Source organism: Streptosporangium canum (genome assembly GCF_900113865.1).
In the GTDB taxonomy this organism is placed as follows: Bacteria; Actinomycetota; Actinomycetes; order Streptosporangiales; family Streptosporangiaceae; genus Streptosporangium; species Streptosporangium canum.
Genome location: NZ_FOQY01000020.1, coordinates 1 through 18610, shown reverse-complemented (window position 1 = coordinate 18610; position 18610 = coordinate 1). Strand labels below are relative to the sequence as shown.

At 71.6% G+C, this 18610-nt stretch carries 18 protein-coding genes; 11 read left to right on the top strand and 7 right to left on the bottom strand.

What is annotated here, in order from left to right:
• The first annotated feature begins 41 nt into the window (after window positions 1-41).
• Window positions 42-1202, top strand: a complete 1161-nt coding sequence (locus BM085_RS26160) for a winged helix DNA-binding domain-containing protein (protein WP_177245274.1) — start codon at window positions 42-44, stop codon at window positions 1200-1202.
• Between the two features lie 532 nt (window positions 1203-1734).
• Window positions 1735-2265, top strand: coding sequence for a DUF732 domain-containing protein (locus BM085_RS47485; RefSeq protein ID WP_093889567.1), 531 nt, complete (start codon window positions 1735-1737; stop codon window positions 2263-2265).
• Here BM085_RS47485 and BM085_RS26150 read toward each other — a convergent pair.
• The gene (locus BM085_RS26150; RefSeq protein ID WP_093889566.1) at window positions 2153-2818 is read right to left on the bottom strand and encodes a phage minor capsid protein; all 666 of its coding nucleotides are present in this window, start codon (window positions 2816-2818) and stop codon (window positions 2153-2155) included. The two genes, BM085_RS47485 and BM085_RS26150, sit on opposite strands and share 113 nt — an antisense overlap.
• Window positions 2819-2934: 116 nt before the next feature.
• On the opposite strand from BM085_RS26150, the gene BM085_RS44640 reads away from it, so the two are divergent.
• Entirely contained in the window at window positions 2935-3108 is a 174-nt protein-coding gene (locus tag BM085_RS44640; RefSeq protein ID WP_177245272.1) for a hypothetical protein, read from the top strand.
• A gap of 391 nt (window positions 3109-3499) precedes the next feature.
• On the opposite strand, the gene BM085_RS45345 is transcribed toward BM085_RS44640, so the two are convergent.
• Window positions 3500-3928 carry a hypothetical protein gene (locus tag BM085_RS45345; protein WP_218158832.1) on the bottom strand — a complete coding sequence of 143 codons (429 nt, stop codon included), beginning with the start codon at window positions 3926-3928 and terminating at the stop codon, window positions 3500-3502.
• Window positions 3929-3930: 2 nt separating this feature from the next.
• On the opposite strand from BM085_RS45345, the gene BM085_RS45340 reads away from it, so the two are divergent.
• The 3 genes from BM085_RS45340 to BM085_RS26130 all read left to right on the top strand — a co-directional run bounded on the left by BM085_RS45340 (window position 3931) and on the right by BM085_RS26130 (window position 6902).
• Complete coding sequence (locus BM085_RS45340; protein ID WP_218158831.1) at window positions 3931-4470, top strand: hypothetical protein; 540 nt, start codon at window positions 3931-3933, stop codon at window positions 4468-4470.
• Window positions 4471-4901: 431 nt separating this feature from the next.
• A complete protein-coding gene (locus tag BM085_RS26135; RefSeq protein ID WP_093889564.1) occupies window positions 4902-6044 on the top strand; it encodes a helix-turn-helix domain-containing protein in 1143 nt (380 codons plus the stop codon).
• A 96-nt stretch (window positions 6045-6140) separates the two neighbouring features.
• Complete coding sequence (locus tag BM085_RS26130; protein WP_093889563.1) at window positions 6141-6902, top strand: SAM-dependent methyltransferase; 762 nt, start codon at window positions 6141-6143, stop codon at window positions 6900-6902.
• Window positions 6903-7079: 177 nt separating this feature from the next.
• Here the strand turns inward: BM085_RS26130 and BM085_RS26125 are convergent, their stop codons facing one another.
• Entirely contained in the window at window positions 7080-8243 is a 1164-nt protein-coding gene (locus BM085_RS26125; protein WP_093889562.1) for a cytochrome P450, read from the bottom strand.
• A 298-nt stretch (window positions 8244-8541) separates the two neighbouring features.
• Here BM085_RS26125 and BM085_RS26120 point away from each other — a divergent pair, with 298 nt between their 5' ends.
• The 5 genes from BM085_RS26120 (at window position 8542) to BM085_RS26100 (ending at window position 12845) form a co-directional block, all read left to right on the top strand.
• Window positions 8542-9225, top strand: a complete 684-nt coding sequence (locus BM085_RS26120; protein ID WP_093889561.1) for a response regulator transcription factor — start codon at window positions 8542-8544, stop codon at window positions 9223-9225.
• 214 nt (window positions 9226-9439) lie between these two features.
• On the top strand, window positions 9440-9769 hold the full coding sequence (locus BM085_RS26115) for a PadR family transcriptional regulator (protein ID WP_093889560.1): 330 nt from the start codon (window positions 9440-9442) through the stop codon (window positions 9767-9769).
• Between the two features lie 2 nt (window positions 9770-9771).
• A complete protein-coding gene (locus tag BM085_RS26110; protein WP_093889559.1) occupies window positions 9772-10155 on the top strand; it encodes a DUF1048 domain-containing protein in 384 nt (127 codons plus the stop codon).
• Between the two features lie 229 nt (window positions 10156-10384).
• Window positions 10385-10582, top strand: a complete 198-nt coding sequence (locus BM085_RS26105; RefSeq protein WP_177245268.1) for a hypothetical protein — start codon at window positions 10385-10387, stop codon at window positions 10580-10582.
• A 370-nt stretch (window positions 10583-10952) separates the two neighbouring features.
• On the top strand, window positions 10953-12845 hold the full coding sequence (locus BM085_RS26100) for a CocE/NonD family hydrolase (protein ID WP_093889557.1): 1893 nt from the start codon (window positions 10953-10955) through the stop codon (window positions 12843-12845).
• A 68-nt stretch (window positions 12846-12913) separates the two neighbouring features.
• On the opposite strand, the gene BM085_RS26095 is transcribed toward BM085_RS26100, so the two are convergent.
• The 4 genes from BM085_RS26095 to BM085_RS26080 form a co-directional block, all read right to left on the bottom strand.
• Complete coding sequence (locus tag BM085_RS26095) at window positions 12914-14947, bottom strand: prolyl oligopeptidase family serine peptidase (protein ID WP_093889556.1); 2034 nt, start codon at window positions 14945-14947, stop codon at window positions 12914-12916.
• Window positions 14944-16635, bottom strand: a complete 1692-nt coding sequence (locus BM085_RS44635; protein WP_177245270.1) for an ATP-binding cassette domain-containing protein — start codon at window positions 16633-16635, stop codon at window positions 14944-14946. Before BM085_RS44635 ends, BM085_RS26095 begins: the two co-directional genes overlap by 4 nt.
• Window positions 16632-18305 (bottom strand): ABC transporter ATP-binding protein, encoded by a 1674-nt coding sequence (locus BM085_RS26085; protein ID WP_093889555.1) that lies wholly within the window; start codon window positions 18303-18305, stop codon window positions 16632-16634. The genes BM085_RS44635 and BM085_RS26085 overlap by 4 nt, the downstream gene beginning before the upstream one ends.
• 89 nt (window positions 18306-18394) lie before the next feature.
• The gene (locus tag BM085_RS26080) at window positions 18395-18526 is read right to left on the bottom strand and encodes a SapB/AmfS family lanthipeptide (protein WP_012892884.1); all 132 of its coding nucleotides are present in this window, start codon (window positions 18524-18526) and stop codon (window positions 18395-18397) included.
• Window positions 18527-18610: the final 84 nt, after the last annotated feature.

Below are 18610 nucleotides of genomic sequence, written 5' to 3'. Positions count from 1 at the left end.
GGCGGCACGCACTCCGCCGGACGGCCCGCGCGGGAGGCGGCGTGAGCGACCTCCGCGGAGAACGGCTCGCGGCGCAGTCGCTGCACCGGCCCGCTCTCCTGGGAGTGCCCGGCCTCGTCGGGCGGCTGCTGGCCGTACAGGCCCAGGACGTCACCGCCGCGGCCCTGGCCTTCCGCGTCCGCTCGACCAGCCTGACCCGGGAGGACGTCGAGACCGCCGTCCGGGAGCGTTCGATCGTCCGCGCCTGGGGGCCGCGCGGCACCCTGCACTACATGCTGCCCGAGGACCTGGGCTGGCTGACCTCCCTGTCCGGCCCGGCGCTGGCGCGCGGCGCGATCCGCCGGATCGGCCAGGAGGGGGTGGCCGGGTCGCCGGAGACGTTGCTCCCGGCGGTCGTGCGGGCCCTCGAAGGGCAGGGGCCGCTGACGAAGGCCGAGCTGGGGGAACGGCTGTCCGCGCGCGGCCTCCCCGCCACCGGCCAGGCGATCGTCCACCTGGCCGCCCTGGGCGCGGCCCACGGCCTCGTCGTCCTCGGCCCCGGCGTGCGGGACGGGGCGCCCGGCGCGGGTAAGCCGACCTACGTGCACGCGGCCGACTGGCTCGGCGCCCCGGTGGTCTCCTCTCTCGACCGGGATCGCTCCCTGGCCGAACTCGCCCGCCGCTATCTGCGCGCCCATGCCCCCGCCACCCCGGCCGACCTGGCCGCCTGGTCCGGTCTTCCGCTCAGGGACGCCCGGACCGGCTGGCGGCTGATCGCCGGCTCGCTCGACGAGCTGCCCGGGGGATGCTGGCGCCTGCGGGGGACCGATTCCGGGACCGGGATTGAGACCGTGTCCGGAACCGCGTCCGGAACCGGAGCCGGGATTGAGACCGCGTCCGGAACCGCGCCGGCGCCGCACGCCGTACGGCTCCTGCCCGCCTTCGACGAGTATCTCCTGGGCTGGCGCACCCGCTCCGGCGTCCTGGCCGACGCCCACGCCCGCGCGGTGCACCCCGGCGGAGGCGTCCTGCGTCCCACGGTGCTGGTCGACGGCGTGATCCGGGGCACCTGGAGCCTGAACGGCCCCACGCTCACGGTCTCCCCGTTCGAGGCGGAGCGGCTCCCCGTCCAGGCGGAGGCCGAGGACGTCTTCCGCTTCCTCGGCCGCCCCGTCACGCCGGCGGTGTCCCACCGGGAGCCCTCCTCCGGCCACGGCCGCTGACGCGCCGGGCGCGGGCCCGCCGTCGCGCCGAACCGGCGGGGGAGCTGCGGCGGCCGGGGGCGCGGTGGGCGCGGGCGGCTGCTGGACGGGGTCGGTCGTCGGGGCCGGGCCGGGCTGGGCTGGGTGTCCGGGATCGGTTGAGCGGGCATGGTCATGCGGCCCCTCCAGGGGAGCGCGATGATGGGGGACCGGCGCCTGGCCGATCCGAAGGTTTGGACCGCTCCGGGCGCTCCTTTTCGGGTATCCGTCCAGGAGATCCGGGCGGAATGTCAGGGGTGGGGCGTATGGTGCGCGGGTGCAACCTCCGCAGCAGCCCCAGCAGTGGCCGGGGCAACCTCCGCAGCAGCCCCAGCAGTGGCCGGGGCAACCTCCGCAGCCGTACCCGCAGCAGCCCCAGCAGTGGCCGGGGCAACCTCCGCAGCAGTACCCGCAGCAGTACGGCCAGCCGACTCAGCAGTATCCGCAGCCTGGGTCGCCACCGACGGCGCCATACCCTCAGCCCGGCTCGCCCCAGGGGTGGCAGCAGCCTCCGATGGGGCCGCCGCCGGGATGGCAGCCGGGCCCGCCTCCGCCTCCTCCGAAAAAGAGCGGGAAAGGCGTGGTGATCGGTGTGATCGTCGCGGTGGTGGGCGTGCTCGCCCTGGTGGGTGGACTGGTCGCCCTGTTGGGCGGGGATAAGAAGCCGGTCGCGTCAACGAGCGCATCAGTGAGCGCGAAGCCGTCCCGTACGGCCGAGGCTGAGCCGAGCGAGAGGCCGTCTCGTACGGCCGAGGCTGAGCCGAGCGAGAAGCCGACCTTGACTGATCTGCCAGGCGGGAAGAACAAGGAGGACGTAGCCACGTTTATGGTCACCGTGCGGCAGCGGGCTGACCTGAAGGGCAAGAGCTCGGCTGACCTCCTACGGCTCGGCCGAGCGATGTGCAAAGCCATGGACGGAGGGCAGAGCCTCATCAAAGTCGCAATGAACAACGCCGATGAGCTTGGCGCTGAAACCTCTGGATACGTGGTAGGCGCGGCTGTCGTCGCCTTGTGCCCGCGTCACCGGGACAAGATCCCCAGCTAGAGCAGGCGTTGGGCCACGGGCGGCTGCAGGTCGCCGACGGGGCCGCCCTTGGGCCCGCCTGCGGGCGGGATGACGCCGGCACCGAATGTCTGCAATTCGGGTGCTGGAAGCCCTTCGACTGGGCGCCGTCGAGGGTGTCGAGCACATCGACGGTGACGAGCTCGCCGTCGCGGGTACCGTGCTCGACCTGAATCCGGCCGATGGGGCCGGAGCCGCGCCTCAAGACTTTCGACTCGAAGGGCCGGCACCTCTTGCACTCCTGCGTGTTGTCGGACACGTAGACCAGGTCAATGCCCGCGCTGGCGAGCTGGTCCATCTGACCTTGGATCGCGGCGCGGGCGGCGTTGGTGCGGCCGATCATCTCGGCGTAGGAGGACAGGCGCCAGGTGCGGTCGGCCCGGTCCGTGAACGAGACGATGCCGCGGTCCATGAGGCGCTGCCGCGCAGCCTTGAGCTCGTCGGCGATGACCGTGACGAGGCTGGCCTCGACTTCCCGGTAGAGGTCGGCGACGGTGCCGGCGATCTGGTCGAGGAGGTCCTGATCCACAGCCACGAGAAGGCCTCCTCAGGACGGTCAAAACCCTGGCGACCGGGCATATCGTCGTGCCTTAGGCTCCTCATGCTGCGGCGCGCCGCCGGACCCCTTTGCCAGCAAGATGGATGGAACCTATGGCGAACCAGCCAGACATCACCACAACAGTGGATATCGCGATCGCGAATGCTGCTCGTCTGCTCTACAACGCAGAAACGATCACTGATCTGGCGCTGATGGAGCGACTTGAACGTCTCGCTGACTCGTGGGTAGCCATTGCTCAGTTCCTTCATGAACGAGATAAGGCGTAAGCGGTCGGTGACCCCCTACATATCGGTTTCTAATCGGGCCCGTCCTGCTTCTCGGCCGCCCGCCCCTTGCCGCCTTGCCCGGTCATCTCCCCGGGCAGCGCGAACGGGTCCATCACCAATGGACTCACGGGAATAAGGATTCCCGCAAGCTATCATTGCTAGAGCAGCGCTCTAAATGATGAGGGTGGGGCAAGTGGCGCACGGAAACCGGTCACAATGGATCTATGGTGCGAACGTGGTTCCAACGATGGCTTGACATCACGCGGTCTGGTGATCAGCCTGTCGCAGTCCCTACACGGATAGTGGTGCTCGCGGTATCCATCGTCGCGGTGGCGGTCCTCATCATCTTGAACCTGCCTCCCGACCCGTTCGCGCAGTAGTCATGTCAAGATCACGAGGATTTTGTGATCGGCTCAGTGAGTAGCGACGACCAGATGTTTCGCGTCGTCCGCACCCCGTACCGCAGCGCGTCCACGCCGTGGTCCGCCACCTTGATCGGCTTGTCCTCGCCCTTCTCCGACGCGTCCGGATCCCACGCGTAGCCGGGAATCTCCCGGATCAGCTCCGGGCACTGGGCGCTGACGAGGAGCCGGCCGGTGGCGCACAGGCTCGCGGTGGCGCGGATCCCGTCGACGACCTCGTTGTCGGCGAGCGTGCTGGTGATCCCGTCGCGGTGCGGCCGCACGCGAAAGCTCTTCGCGCTGGGGTCGACGATCGTGGACTCCGGCCGGATGCCGAGCCCGTCCGCCCAGGCGCGGAGCCGCTCCGAGTACTCGGCGTCAGTGAGGGCCCACGCTGCTTCTTCGAGTCCCACTGCCATTCGTGCCCGACGTACAGGCGATCGTCGATGCCCAGGCCGAGCATGAGCGTGTGGAACGGGTTCGTGGTGCCGTGGTCCAGGGCGAGCGCGAGCCACCGGGGGATGGCGGGCAGCTCGGCGACGACGTGCCGGGCCGGATCCCACGATTCGTGGACGACGACTTCGGCCAGGCGCCATTCGCCGAGGATGAGGCGGCGGTACCAGAGGCCGGTGAACTCGGAAGAGACGTCGGCCACGTACTGGGGGCTGAGGTTGGGGTTGTCGGCGAGCTTGAAGGAGAGCCGGGAGAGGCTGAGTCGGTCGTCGCCGTCGAGGCGGTGGAGCCGGCCGTCGTGGTCGAGCCACAGTGCGGCGCGGTCGAGATGGTTGGTCTTCAGCCAGTGCTGCGGGCCGTCTGGGTTCGTTGTGCCGAACAGGCGAGCGCCCAGGATGGAGAGCCGGGTGAGCAGCATGACGAAGAACGACTCCGGCAGCGTGGAAAGCTCGTCGCCGGACGCGTGCGGCGTCCGTTGGCATCCCCTGCTCGGCCAAGAAGGCAATGAGCATGCGGGCGTTGCGCAGGTAGGTGCGGATTGTCTCGGTGCTCTTGTTGGCCGCTTCCAGGGCGAGCTGCCAGGAATCGGTGAGGCCGTCGAGTCCGGCGCCGGCCGGGACGTCGGTCGTCGTTCGGCGGCCGGTCTTCTCGCGGGCGCGCTGGGCGCGGGGGGCGAACACGACGATGTTGTCGGTATCGCGTGCGGTGTCGGGCATGGGCGTCTCCTGGTTGGGCCAGTGCGAATCTGAGTTACCAGCGGAGACGGCGATTATCAGGACTATCGACTACATGCACCGGGTTTTGATTAGGCGTGATGCCCATATCAGCAGATCAGAGCGTTTGTCGATAGCAAAAGCGACCCTTGTTAACTGAGGGTTAACGCGCGTATTCTGAGCTTCTCGCGTCACGTACACGGTCGTTCCCGGACAGGAGGTATGCGTGGCGAGTCTCGCCGAGCGGCTGGGGGAGGCGCTGCGTCACCGCGGCTACTCCACCCGGAGGGCAGCGAGAGCCGTCACCGACGCGGGAGTGCAGACCACTCACGTCTACATTCACCAGCTGAGCAAGGGCCAGCGGACCAATCCGACCCTGGAGCAGCTCACGGCGCTCGCCGTGCTGCTCCGGGTGCCTGTGGGATGGCTTGTGGGGGATGACATCCCTAGCCCTTTCTCTTCCGGCGACAGCGGTCAGGTCCTCCCCGACATCGAGGAGAACCCGCCGCGCCTCGTCGGAAAGCTCGATGTCGGCCAGCGCGCTGTTCTGGGCGAGCGGCTGCGGCTCCTGCGGGAGGCGCGCGGGCTGTCGCCGGCGCAAGCCGGGGACATGGTCGACGTCGATGAGCGGGTGGTCACGTCCATAGAGAACGGCGTCGCCGAGACTGAGACCCCACTCGACGACGTCGAAGCGCTGCTCACCCTCTACGGCGTGACCGCCCGCTTTCAGCGGGAGGCGATCCTGTCGATCGCCCGCGGCGAGCGCGGGCCCGGCTGGTGGGACCTGCCCGCCATCCCGCTGTGGGTGTCGGCGACGTTCGGCCTGGAGCAGCGCGCCGAGCTGATCCGCACCTACCAGCTCCAGTTCGTCCCCCCGCTGCTGCAGACCGCCGAGTACGCGGCGGCCGCGGTCCGCGTGTCCCAGAACCCCTTCCCCCCGCCGGACCTCGTCGAGGGGGCGGTGGAGACGACCGTGCGGAGGCAGGAGGCGCTGGCCCGGGAGAGCGGGCCGACGCTGTGGGCGGTCGTCGACGAGGCGGCGCTGCTGCGGTGCATCGCCGGGCCGCAGGTCCAGGCCGACCAGTTGAGCCACCTGATCGGCCTGTCGAAGCAGCCGCACGTCACGCTGCAGGTGACGAGGCTCGCGTCGTCCTACCTGCCGAGGTCGGCGCCGTTCACGATGTTCCGCATCCCCGGCATGGACCCGGTGGTCTCGGTCCACCAGTTCAACAACGACTTCGTGCTGGACGGCCCGGACGCCGACGGCTACCACGAGGCGTTCGCCAGGTTGACGGTGGTGGCGTGCATGCCGCAGCAGACGGCCGACGTGCTCACGCAGGTCCGTGACAGGCTCCGCTGCCTGGCGTGAGCGGCCTTCCGCCCCGGCGGCCGCATCCGGAGACCGGCGCCCCGGCTGAGAACTACTGTGGCGCCCACCGCCCCCGACAGCGAAAGGTGGTCACGCGTGAACTTCGACACGTCCAAGCCGCACCCGGCCCGCGTCTACGACTGGATGATCGGCGGGCGGGAGAACTTCCCCGCCGACCGCGAGGCCGCGCGCCGGATCCTGGAGCTCAGCCCGGACGTGCGCAGGTCGTTCGTGGAGAACCGCCGATTCCTCGGCAGGGTGGTGAGCCACCTCGTGGACCAGGGAATCCGCCAGTTCCTCGACATCGGAGCGGGACTGCCGGCCAGTGGCAACGTCCATGAGATCGCCCACGCGATCGCGCCCCACACGCGTGTCGTGTACGTCGACCACGATGAGATCGTCCTGGCGCACGCCCGCGCGCTCATGGCCGGCTCCGACAGGGTGCGCGTCGTCGGCGGCGACGCCACGCAGCCGCAGAGGATCCTGGACGAGCCCGTGGTGCGGGACTTCATCGACTGGTCCCAGCCGGTCGGCCTGCTGATGGTGGCGCTGCTGCACTTCGTCTCAGACGAGGACGACCCCGCGCGGATCGTGGGAACCTTCCGGGACGCCCTGCCCGCGGGGAGCTTCCTGGCGATCTCCCACGGCGGGGTGGAGGGATGGGAGGACCGCAAGGAGCAGATACGGAAGGCCTCGCAGGCCTACGTGCGCACCCGCGCGGAGATCGCCGGCCTGTTCGCCGGCTTCGAACTGCTGGAGCCGGGCCTGGTCGATCTGGCGCTGTGGCGTCCCACCGCCGCCGATCCCGCTCCCACGGGACTGTACGGCGGGGTCGGCAGACTCCCGGCCGGGACGTGACCGCGGCCCCGAGCAGGACGGCGGGGACGTCGGAGCGCCGCCGGCCGGTCCCCCGTGCATGTTCCCCAGCGGGAGTCGCGAACAGGCGGCCGGGAATCCGAGGCCGCCGGGGTGGCCTTCCCCGCTCCCGGCGTCCCGGGTCAGCGGGGAAGCGCGCTTCCGATGAGGAACAGAGCGCTAGCGGAGCGTGACCGTGGTCGGCAGCGCGCGGAAGCCGCGCAGGTTCGGCGAGTGCACGAACCCGATGCCCGTCTCGTCGACGTCGTAGCCCTCCACCGCGGCGACGAGCTCCTCCAGGACGATCCTGAGCTGGAGGCGGGCCAGGGCCGCCCCGAGGCAGAAGTGCGGGCCGGACCCGAAGGCCAGCGCCTGCCCGGTGTCGCGGGTCAGGTCGTAGCGGTCCGCGTGCGGGAAGACGCGGGGGTCGCGGTTGGCGGACGCGCCGAGCAGCACCATCCGGGCGCCGGCCGGGACCGTCGTGCCGTGCAGGACGGTGTCGCGGGTGAGCCGGCGGGCGACCATCTGCGCGGACCCGTCATAGCGGAGCGTCTCCTCCACCCACGCCGCGATGGCCCCCCGCCACGCGATCGCGCGCTGGGCGGGGTGGAGCCAGGCCTGGTACCAGGCGTTCGCCGCCAGCTTGGTCACCGACTCGTTGCCCGCGACGCCGATCAGCGAGAGCACGGCGACGATCTCGTCGTCGCCGAGCCGGTCCCCGTCGATGTCAGCCAGGACGAGCGCGCTGACGAGGTCGTCGTGGGGCCGGGCCCGCCGTTCGGCGATCAGCTCCTTGTAGGCGGCGGTCAGCGCGCCGGCGGCCTCCCAGAACGTCTGCGGTATCTCGGTGTCGCCGTCGTAGCGGGTGATGAGGATCTCGGACAGGCGCAGCATCTCCGCCCGATCCTCCCGGGGGACGCCGAGCAGCTCGGAGATGACGTACACCGGGATCGCCGACACGACCTCGGCGAAGTCGAACGTCCCCGCCTCCAGGGCCGGCGCCAGGCGCTCGCGGGCGACCGCGCGTACGGCGGGCTCCAGGGCGGCCACGCGGGCGGGCGTGAAGCCCCGGGAGACGAGCGCCCGCATACGGGTGTGGCGGGGCGGGTCCATCGCCAGGAACCCCACCAGGGCGGACGCGTCCGGGGCCCACATCTCCAGGGTGACGCCGTGGGCGCTGGAGAACAGGGCCGGGTCGCGGAACGCCGCGTTGACGTCGGCGTGCCGGGACAGCGCCCAGAAGTCCAGGTCGTCGTTGCGATAGAGCGGCGCTCCGTCGCGGAGCCGCGCGTAGGTGGGGTAGGGGTTCTCTTGCAGCGCGTGGTCGAACGGGTTGTAGAGCAACAGGCCCTCATTCCGGCGCGGCGGACACGACCCTCATCATCGGCGAGCCGGATGATCATGGCAATACGGTCATGCCCGCCTGTCGCGCCCGCCGGGTTCCGGACATCCGGCCGGAGGACCCCGCGCCGGAGGGCGCGGTGGAGCGGCGGCGAGCCGCTGCCCGGCAGGATCACGTTTTCCCGTCCGGATCGGCGCTCCGATGGTTAACTCCGCTATCCAGGGTAGTCGTCCGACTGCCCGGGGTAGTGATCGTGGCCCGGGAGACGCGATTGGCTCACCGAAAAAGGGGAGACGGCCGGTGATAAGCGTCCTGATCGCCGAGGACATGCATCTCATCCGTGGAGCGATGGTCGCCCTGCTCTCCGCCGAACATGACATCAAGGTGGTCGACGAGGTCGGGCACGGTGACGACGTGGTGCCCTCGTGCCTGGTCCACAGGCCCGACATCGCGCTCGTCGACATCGGCCTGCCCGGCACCGACGGCCTGTCCGCCACGGCGGAGCTGCACCGCAGGCTCCCCTCGTGCAAGGCGGTGATCCTGACCGGGCTGGCGACGCCGGCGGCGCTACGGCGGGCGCTGGACGCCGGGGCGCGCGGGTTCGTCGTCAAGGACACCCCGGCGGGACAGCTCGCCGAGTGCGTGCGCCGGGTGGTCGCCGGGGAGCGGGTCGTCGACCCCGAGCTCGCCGTCGCCGCGCTCAACGCCGGGCAGAACCCGCTCACCACCCGTGAGCTGGAGGTCCTCAAGGCCGCGGCGGAGGGGGCGCCGGTCAGGGAGATCGCCGACCGGCTCTTCCTGTCCGGCGGCACGGTCCGCAACTACCTGTCGCGAATCCTCGTCAAGGTCGGCGCCCGGACCAGGGTGGAGGCGGTCACCATCGCCCGTGAGGCCGGCTGGCTGTGGCCGGACGGTGTGCGGGAGATCGGTCTGATCCGCTACCGGGACGGCGGGCCGGCGCTCCGCTCTTCGGAGCGGAGCTGAAGGCCCACCGCCCGGGTCCGTGCGATGAGCCCCGAAGCAACTGGGAGCTGCGGATTGGTTCGGTAAGTAGTGATCGCGACTCGTGCGTACCATCGGGTCGCCCCCGCCCGCGGTCCCGGTCCGCCCTCAGGTACTCAGTGTTGCTATGTACCAGTAGTCAGTGTTACTGTCTACTGGTAGTTGGCAACACCGAGTAGCTGAAGGGAGGTGTTCCATGGGCAAGCAGGCGACGGAGATGCTCAAGGGGACACTGGAGGGCATCGTCCTGGCGATCCTGTCCGGCCGGTCCGCGTACGGCTACGAGATCACGGCGTGGCTGCGGGATCAGGGCTTCTCCGACATCGCCGAGGGCACCATCTACGCGCTGCTGGTCAGGGTCGAGCAGCGCGGCCTCGTCGATGTGGAGAAGGTCCCGTCCGAGAAGGGGCCGCCCCGCAAGGTGTACTCCCTGAACGCGCAGGGCCGGGAATATCTCAACGAGTTCTGGAGGACCTGGAGCTTCCTCGCCGAACGGCTCGAACAGCTCCGCGAAGGAGGCGGTTAGACATGGCCACAGGGTGGATCGAAAAGGTCACCGGATCGCTCGAGGACAAGAGGCGCTACCGGCAGTACAAGGCGCGCACGCAACAGCTTCCCGCGAGCTATCGCATGGCGGTCGAGGCGCTGGAGCGGTACCTGATGTACTTCGGACGGGGAGACGGTGCCGACGCGGCTTCGATGTACGAGGACCTCCTCGACCTGTTCGAGCAGAGCGCGGCGGACGACACCCCGGTCCGGGAGATCGTCGGAGACGACCCCGTGGAATTCGTCGAGGCGTTCGCTTCGAACTACTCGGAGGGCCAGTGGAGACTCCGGGAGCGGCAACGGCTGGTCAGCGCCATCGAGCGCGCCGCCGGCGAAGACACCGGAAACGGAGAAGGGACCGGCTGATGACGCCCCGGCAAGCCCCGGCGATCTACATGCGACCTCTGGAGAAGTCCTGCGAGACGGCTGACGCGGCCGGCGTTGAAGACATGACCTGACGATCAGCCAGGCGGTGCCCTTGGCCGGTGTCACGGTGAAGACCGTGCGGCATCACCGCCGGCCGACCCGCCGATGGCGACCGGACTCTGCTCGCCGGCCGCGCTCTCGCAGCCACTGGACCGGCGCCGTCACGCTGATGTCCGCCGCCGATGCCACCGGCAGGCCCCACCGGGCCGCCGTCGACGGCTCCATCGCCCTGTCCTCCGCGACCGGCCTGGTCGGGCACGTGTGCTCCGCGACCGGCCTGGTCGGGCACGTGTGGGCCGGGCCGTGCCCGGCGGGTTCGACCTTGATGACTTCGCCGGCGACGCCACTTCGCCATCGGCGCCACTGAAAGTGCCGTGACCTGCCCTGCCGGACACCGGATCCCGCTGCCGGCGCCGTCAGGCCGAAGCGGCGCAAGGCGTTCTTCACCGGCCGGTGCGCCGGCTGCCCGCCGCGCTCACGCTGCGCCAAGGCCGACGCCGGTCGCGCCTCGCATCATTCACCCGCGCCACGACGGGTATGCCGCTGCCCGCCGACGCGCCCGCCGGCACCTGCGCGTGCTCCGTCGGCCGCCGCCGATGCCGCCGGCCTGGCCGGGGCACACCCCGCACCGACAAGCGCAAAACGCTTCCTGGTGCCACTACGACCTCGCCATGGCGCCTTCTTGGCGCGCCATGACGACGCCACCGACAACAGTAACCAGCCCAGAAGGAAAACACATGCCAAACGCCCAACGGCGAGGGTTCCTCGCCGCAGTCGCACTCGCGATCCCGCTCATGGTCGCCGGTACACCCGCCGCGTCCGCGACAGCGGAGCCGAAGATCGAAGTCTCCGGCGGGGTGACGCAGCCGGTCTTCTCCTACGAGGACGCCATCCGCGAGCACGTCCGGGTGCAGTCGCCGGTCGACAGCGACGGCGACGGCAAGAAGGATCTGCTCCGGGTGGACATCATCCGGCCGAAAGAGAGCGGTTCCGGGCTCAAGGTCCCGGCGATCATGCACGAAAGCCCGTATTACGACGTACCGGGCATCGGCTTCGAGAATGAACACAAGAAATACGACGCGAACGGGAACGTGACGAAGTTCCCGATGTATTACGACAACTACTTCGTGCCGCGCGGGTACGCGTTCGTGTCCGTCGACATGCTCGGCACCAGGCTGTCCGACGGCTGCCCGACCACCTACGGCGCCACCGACGTGCTGGGCGGCAAGGCGGTCGTCGACTGGCTGAACGGCCGGGCGACCGCCTACGACGACAAGGGAGATCCGGTCGAAGCCGCCTGGACCACCGGGCGCACCGGGATGATCGGCCACTCCTACGAGGGAGCGCTCAGCGCCGGCGTCGCCGGCACCGGCGTCCAGGGGCTGGAGACGATCGTGAACCTCTCGGGCTACACCAGCGGATACGAGACGGCGCGCAACAACGGCGTCCTCACCTGGTGGAAGGGCGTGCAGGAAGAGCTGGCCAAGCGGATCGACCTCGATCCGGACGAGAAATGCGCGGCGGTGCACAAGCGCCTGCTCGAGGGCGCGGACGACGCCACCGGCAACTACAACGCCTACTGGGACGAACGCAACTACCGGACCGGGCCGGTCTCGAAGGCGCGCAACATCCGCGCCAGCGTCTTCTCGGTGATGGGCATGCAGGACCGCAACGTCGTGGGCAGTCAGTTCTCCGAATGGTGGGCCAAGATGCCCCGCACCGTGCAGCGCAAGGAATGGGTGACGCAGTACGGGCACCTCGACCCGTTCTGGGCCCGCCGCGAGGTGTGGCTCACCACCCTGCACAAGTGGTTCGACCACGAACTCATGGGCGTCGCCAACGACATCATGCGCCGGCCGCGCGCCGACGTGCAGCTCGGCCCGGACCGGTGGATCACCCAGGCCGGCTGGCCGGCACCGACGCGGACGACGACCCTGCGCCCGCAGCAGGACGGCTCCCTGGGCCGCAAGCCCTCGACCGGCACCGGCGGCTACCTCGACACCGCCCAGACCGAGATCGCGATGGCCGACGACCCCGCCACCACCAACCCCAACCGGCTGGCCTTCCTGACCCCGCCGCTGAAGAACGCGATGCGGCTGTCCGGAACGCCGTCGGTGAGCCTGCGCCTCAAGCTGGACAAGCCGACCGCCAACCTGGGAGTCCTGCTCGTCGACTACGGCACCGACACCCGCATCAACTACCGCGAACGCACCGCGACATCCGCGGAAGGCCTCAAGTTCATCGGCGGCGAAGACTGCGTCGGCCAGAGTACGGCTGATGACGACGGCTGCTACCTCAAGGCCGGCGACAACACGGCGGCCTCCGGCTTCCACGTCGTCACCCGCGGAATCATGGACGCGCAGAACCACAAGTCGCTCAGCCGCCAGACGCCGCTGACGCCGGGCAAGTCCTACCAGATCACCTGGAAGACGCTGCCACTGGACTACGAGTTCAAGGCCGGGCACCGGCTGGGCCTGGTGCTGACCGGAACCAACGACGACTTCAACCTCGACGTGACCGGCACCGGCTCCGGGGACGACGTCGAACCCGGCACCGGGGCCAAGGTCACCGTCGACCTGGCCGGCACGTCGATCTCGCTGCCCCTGGTCACCGGCACGTCCATCGGGTAACAGCAGGATCGATCGTCGCCTACGGTCGCGGCCGGCGTGGCCGTGACCGTAGGTGCCGCTGACGCCGACTACTGAGAGTTGCTTCGGGGCGCATCGCGCGGACCCGGGCGGAGGGCCGTGAGACCGGTGTGCGCGGCGAGGAAGGCGAGCATGTCGGCCGCCAGCCCGACCGCCCGGCTGGTGGCCCGTGCCCCGTGCCCGACGTCGCTCTCATGGCGCAGCAGGATCGGCCGGGAGCCCGAGGTCGCCCCCTGCATCGCCGCGCACATCTTGCGGGCGTGGAAGGGGTCGACGCGGGAGTCGCCGCCGAAGGCGGTCAGCAGCGTCGCCGGATAGTCGACCCCGTCCCTGACCCGGTGGTAGGGGGAGTAGCCCAGCAGCCAGCCCAGCTGCTCCGGATCGGAGGCCGAGCCGTACTCCGAGCGCCATGAGGGGCCCAGGCCGGAACGCTCGTAGCGGACCATGTCGAGCAGCGGGGCCGAGCAGACCGCCGCGGCGAACAGGTCCGGCCGCTGCGTCACCGCGGCTCCGACCAGCAGCCCGCCGTTCGACTCGCCGCAGGCGGCCAGCTGCGCGGCGGTGGTCCACCCGTCGGCGATGAGCCGTTCCGCCGCCGCCACGAAGTCGTCGAAGACGTTCTGCTTGCCGTCGAGCATCCCGGCGCGGTGCCACTGCGCGCCCTCCTCGCCGCCGCCGCGCAGCTGGGCGAGGACGAAGACCCCTCCGGCCTCCACCCAGGGCAGGATGTAGCTGGAGTAGGAGGGGGTCAGCGAGAGCCCGAACCCGCCGTAGCCGTACAGGATCGTCGGCCGGGGGCCGGTCCCCGGCCGTGCCAGCACCAGCATCCGCACCGGCGTCCCGTCGGCCGAGGGGTAGACGATCCGGCGGGCCGACAGCCGCGGCACCTCGGCGGCGCCGGGCGCGGCGGCCCAGAGCGTGGTCCGGCCGGTGCGCGCGTCGTAGCGGTGCACGCTGCCGGGGGTGACGCTGTCGGTGTAGGTGAACCAGACCTCGTGGCCGCCCCCGGGCCGGGTGGACATCCGCCCGGCCGAGCCGAGACCGGGCAGCGGCACCTGGCCGCGTGGCTCACCGGTGGCCAGGTCGTGGACGCTGATCTCGCTGACCGCGTGCCGGGTCCAGCCGACCAGGAGCACCGAGTCGCCGAGGATCGCGAAGTCGCCGATCACCGCCTCCGGATCCGGGCCGGCCAGGTCGAGCCAGTGCTCGGGCTCGGGACGCGCCGGGTCGGCGACGCACAGGCGGCCCCGGGGCGCGCCCATGGTGGTGAGGAGGTACAGGCGCCCGTCGGGGCCGACGGCCGGCGCCGTCACCGCGTCCGTCCCCTCCTGGATCACCCGCAGCGCGGGGCGCTCCGGGGAGGAGGCGGCCAGGTCGGCCAGCCAGAGGTCGTTGCCGCCGCCGGCCGCCGCCGACACCGTCAGCCAGCGGCCGTCGTGGCTGATCCCCAGGCCGTAGGACCGGTCGGCCCCGCAGATCACCACGTCCTGCCCGGCCGAGGTGCCGAGCCGGTGCAGGCACACCTTGCGGGAGCGGACGTAGAAGAACGCCTTCCCGTCCGGCAGCCATGCCACGGGCGCGTAGCGGCAGCGGTCGATGGGGCCGTCGACGATCCGCCGGGTGCCGACGTCCATGACGTACAGCTCCGACCGCTCGTCACCGCTCCTGGACAGCTGGTAGGCCAGCAGCCCGCCGTCCGGGCCGGGCTGCCACTGGTCCAGCGTGGTCAGGCCGCTGGGGTCGAGCTCCACCGGGTCGACCAGCGCCCGCTCGGCCTGGCCGGGCCCGGCGGTGTAGAGCACCGCGTGCTCCTGCCGGGCCGTACGGCGCACGAAGAACCGGCGCTCCCCGCGCCAGACCGGCGGGCTGACCGTTCCGACGCCGGTGAGCTCGGCGACCCGGGCGTGCCATCCGTCACGCCCGGCGAGCGCGGCGGCGTGACCGCGCCACAGCTCGTCCTGGGCGGCCAGCCAGCTCCGCGTCGCCGGGCTCGACGGATCCTCCAGCCACCGGTAGGGATCGGGTACGGCCTGGCCGTGGAGGTGGTCGACGATCGGCTGCCGCTCGGCGGGCGGGTAGATCATGGCACCAGCTCCTGCGTGTCCGTGGGGTTCCAGTGGCCGACCAGGTCCGCGTAGAGCGGTGAGGCGGCGAGCATCTCCGCGTGCCCTCCCAGCCGGACGCTCGTGCCGTCCATGACGAGGATCCGCCGGGCGCGCAGCGCCGAGGTCAGCCGGTGGGCGATGACGAGAAGGGTGCCGTCGCGGCGGGCGAACGCCTCCTCCGCACGGGCCTCGGCCACCGGATCCAGATGGCAGGTCGCCTCGTCGAGGATCACCAGGCGGGCCGGGGTCAGGTAGGCGCGGGCCAGGGCGACGAGCTGGCGCTCGCCCGGCGACAGCAGGCCGGAACGGATCTCGGCGGAGTAACCGCCCAGCCGCTCCACCACGGCGGTCAGGCCGACCGCCGTCACGGCCTCCTCCACGGCGTCCCGCGACGCCGGGGCCAGATAGGTGAGGTTCTCCATGAGGGAGCCCCGGAAGACGTAGGCCTCCTGGGGGATGAGCACCCGGTGGGCCGGGTCGAGCCGGTCGGCAGGCACGCCGCCGACCAGGATCCGCCCCGCGTCCGGCCGGAGCACGCCCGTGACGAGCGCGGCGAGCGTGGACTTGCCGATGCCGCTGGGCCCCACCACGGCGATGTGGTCCCCGTCGGGGACGGACAGGTCAAGATCGGAGATCACCGGTTCCGCGTGCGGTCCGTAGGCGAACGTCACCCCGCGCAGCCGGACCCCCGCGTCGCGGGCGGCGTCCCGTCCGGCCGCCGGGCGGGCGGGATCGTCCGAGCGCAGGATGCGGCCGAGCGAGACGCGCAGCCGTACCCCGCTGATGCCCAGGCCCTCCACGAGGTTGCCGAGCGCCGGGGCCAGCGACTGCGTGATGTAGGCCAGCGCGCCGAGGATCACCCCGGCCCCGGCCCCCTGGCGCAGCAGCCAGGGGGTGCCGGCGAGCACGAGCAGGACCGGCAGCCAGCCCCCCACCGCCAGCGACAGCGTGCGCAGGGCGGTCACCCTGGCCAGCGAGCGCCCCGCGCCCGCCTGCTCCGTCACCTGCCGGCCGACCCGCGCGGCCACCCGGTCGCCCGCCACGCAGGCGGCGATGTCGCGCAGCCCGCCGGTCACGGCGGTGACCGCCTGTGCGGTGCGCTCGTCGGCCAGGAGAAACGCCCGCTGCCGCCGGGCCAGGGCCGGGAGCGACAGCAGGAACAGGCCGAGGCCGACGACGAACGGCGGCAGCACCAGCACGAGCACCTGCGGTATCAGCGCCGTCAGGCCGAGCACCACGCTCACCACGGTGAAGACGAAGGACCTGACGACCGTGATGACGGAGGCGAAGGCGTCACGGGCCAGCTCGACCTGCAGGTTCGACCGGGCCACCGCCGCCGTGTCCGGCCCCCGCCCGGACACGGCCGACCGGTTCAGCGTGCTCTCGACGACATGGCCGAGCAGATCCTCCCGGAACGGCTCCACGATGGAGGCGACGGCCAGCACGACCTGCCGGGCGCCGGCCGCGGCGACCAGCCAGGCGCCGGCGAGCACGGCCAGCCAGGCGAAGCCGGTGCCCGGCCGGCCGGCGGCGAAGCCCTCGTCGATCGCCCGCGCGATGGCGAGGCCGATGATGAGAGCGGGCGCGGTCTCCGCGACGGACCAGACGCCGAGCCGGATCAGCTGGTACGGATCCCGCCGCAGCGCCCGGCGGATCGGCCGGTTCACGGGGCGTCCACCTGGAAGACGGCGCGGTAGCCGGGGTCGTCCCACAGCACGCGGTGCCTGTCGTAGGCGCGCACCCGGCCGCCGTCCAGCCAGATCACCCGGTCGGCCGCCGCGGCGGTCGCGACCCGGTGGGCCACGATCAGCCGCGTACGGCCGCGCAGCTCGCCGGCGAGCGCCCCGCTGACCTGCCGTTCGGTGACGGTGTCCAGGCTGGAGGTGGCGTCGTCCAGGATGAGCAGGCGTTCCCCGTGCGCGAAGGCACGGGCCAGGCCGATCCGCTGTCTCTCACCACCCGACATCGGAGCCTCCTCCAGAGGGGTGTCGTATCCCAGCGGGAGCCGCCGGACGAAGGTGTCGGCGCACGCTGCGCGGGCGGCCGCGCGCACGGCCTCCGGGGCGGGGCGGTCGAGGCCGAGGCCGATGGCGTCGGCGACGGTGTCGCCCACCAGGACGGGGCGCTCGAAGGCGTAGCCGACGGCTCGGCGCAGCGCCTCGGGGGAGAGGGCGGGCAGCGGCACGCCGTCGAGGCGGACCGTCCCGCGCGGGGGGTCCACCAGGCGGCCGGCGAGGGCGGCCAGCAGCGACTTGCCGCTGCCGGACCGGCCGACCACGGCCACCGCGCATCCGCCGGGGACGACGAGGTCGACGTCGCCGAGACCGTCCGCGGCGACGCCGCGCAGCTCCAGGGTGCCGGGGCCGGGGCCCAATGACTGCCCGCCGTACGTTCTCGGACTCTCGCCGATCAGCTCGACGACCCGGCCGGCGGCCGCGCGGGCCCGGGTCAGCCGGTTGACGTAGCTCAGCGCGGCGCCGAGGCCGGCTCCGAGCACGGCGTAACGGGCGGCGGAGTACAGCTCGCCGACCGTGAGGTCACCGGCCGCCAGGCGCAGGCCGCCCACTCCCAGCACGGCCACCTCCAGCAGCGGCACCACGGCGCCCGCCTGGACACCGGCTCGGGCGTTGGCCCGCCACATGTCCATGGCATGGGCGCGCAGCCGGGGAAGCGCGGTGAGCACCCGTGACTTCTCCTGGGCGGCGGTGCCGGCCGCGGCGATCGTCCGGGCTCCGGCGAGGGCGTCGACCAGGCGGGCGGCGATGTCGCCCTGGGCCTCCTGGTAGCCGCCGGCGATCGAGGTGGTCGCGTGGAAGAACGCCCGGAGCACGAGCGCGATGAGGGTGAGGCCGGCGACCAGGGTCAGGGTCAGCCAGAAGTCGATGAGGGAGAGTGCCACGATGCTGCCCGCGGTGGGGATGACCAGCGCCGCCCCGGTGACGATCGCCTCCGGCGCGCGTCCGGCCTCCTCGGCGTTCACGCCTATCCGGGTGACCAGGTCCCCTTCGGGGAACCGGCGAGTCATCGCGGGGCCGACCCCGAGGACGTGCCGCAGGATCCGGTGGCGCAGCCACGCCGAGACCTGGGCGCCGCCGGCGCCGGCGCCCCAGACGCCGAGGGTGTCACAGACCACCGCCACGACCACGATCGCGGCGCAGACGCCCAGCCAGGCCCCGCTCGCCGGCTCGGCGGCGACGAGGCTGTCGACCGTCCTGCCCAGGACGGCGGGGAGTGCCAGCTCCGCGACGGAGCCGGCGACGGAGGTGAGGGCGAGGACGCCCAGCCAGGGGCCACCACGCCGTACGGTCTGGAGCACCAGCCGATCTGCCGTCCGCACCGCTCGGTCCTCCTTGGCTCGTTCCTCCTGGGGGAAAGGGCGGTGCCCGGGACGGCCGCCGTCGCTGGCCGTCCCGGGCACCCGGTCCACTAGTGGCAGAGCAGGAGGCTGAGGTTGCTCGGCTTGTAGGACTCGCAGCCCAGGACGGTCAGGGTGCTGCCACCGCCGCCGCCGTGGCCGCCGCCGGGAGCTTCCAGGGTCTGGAGGTCGAGAAGAACCATGGGATTACCTCACTTCTTGGGGGTGTGAACGGGTTAGTGGCAGAGCAGGAGGCTGAGGTTGCTCGGCTTGTAGGACTCGCAGCC

Coding starts and splice junctions, on each gene's coding strand:
- BM085_RS45345 (WP_218158832.1), bottom strand. CDS start 3,928: ATGGCAGTGGGACTCGAAGAAGCAGCGTGGGCCCTCACTGACGCCGAG.
- BM085_RS26110 (WP_093889559.1), top strand. CDS start 9,772: ATGGCCACAGGGTGGATCGAAAAGGTCACCGGATCGCTCGAGGACAAG.
- BM085_RS44640 (WP_177245272.1), top strand. CDS start 2,935: ATGGCGAACCAGCCAGACATCACCACAACAGTGGATATCGCGATCGCG.
- BM085_RS47485 (WP_093889567.1), top strand. CDS start 1,735: ATGGGGCCGCCGCCGGGATGGCAGCCGGGCCCGCCTCCGCCTCCTCCG.
- BM085_RS26080 (WP_012892884.1), bottom strand. CDS start 18,526: ATGGTTCTTCTCGACCTCCAGACCCTGGAAGCTCCCGGCGGCGGCCAC.
- BM085_RS26100 (WP_093889557.1), top strand. CDS start 10,953: ATGCCAAACGCCCAACGGCGAGGGTTCCTCGCCGCAGTCGCACTCGCG.
- BM085_RS26095 (WP_093889556.1), bottom strand. CDS start 14,947: ATGATCTACCCGCCCGCCGAGCGGCAGCCGATCGTCGACCACCTCCAC.
- BM085_RS26115 (WP_093889560.1), top strand. CDS start 9,440: ATGGGCAAGCAGGCGACGGAGATGCTCAAGGGGACACTGGAGGGCATC.
- BM085_RS26105 (WP_177245268.1), top strand. CDS start 10,385: ATGTCCGCCGCCGATGCCACCGGCAGGCCCCACCGGGCCGCCGTCGAC.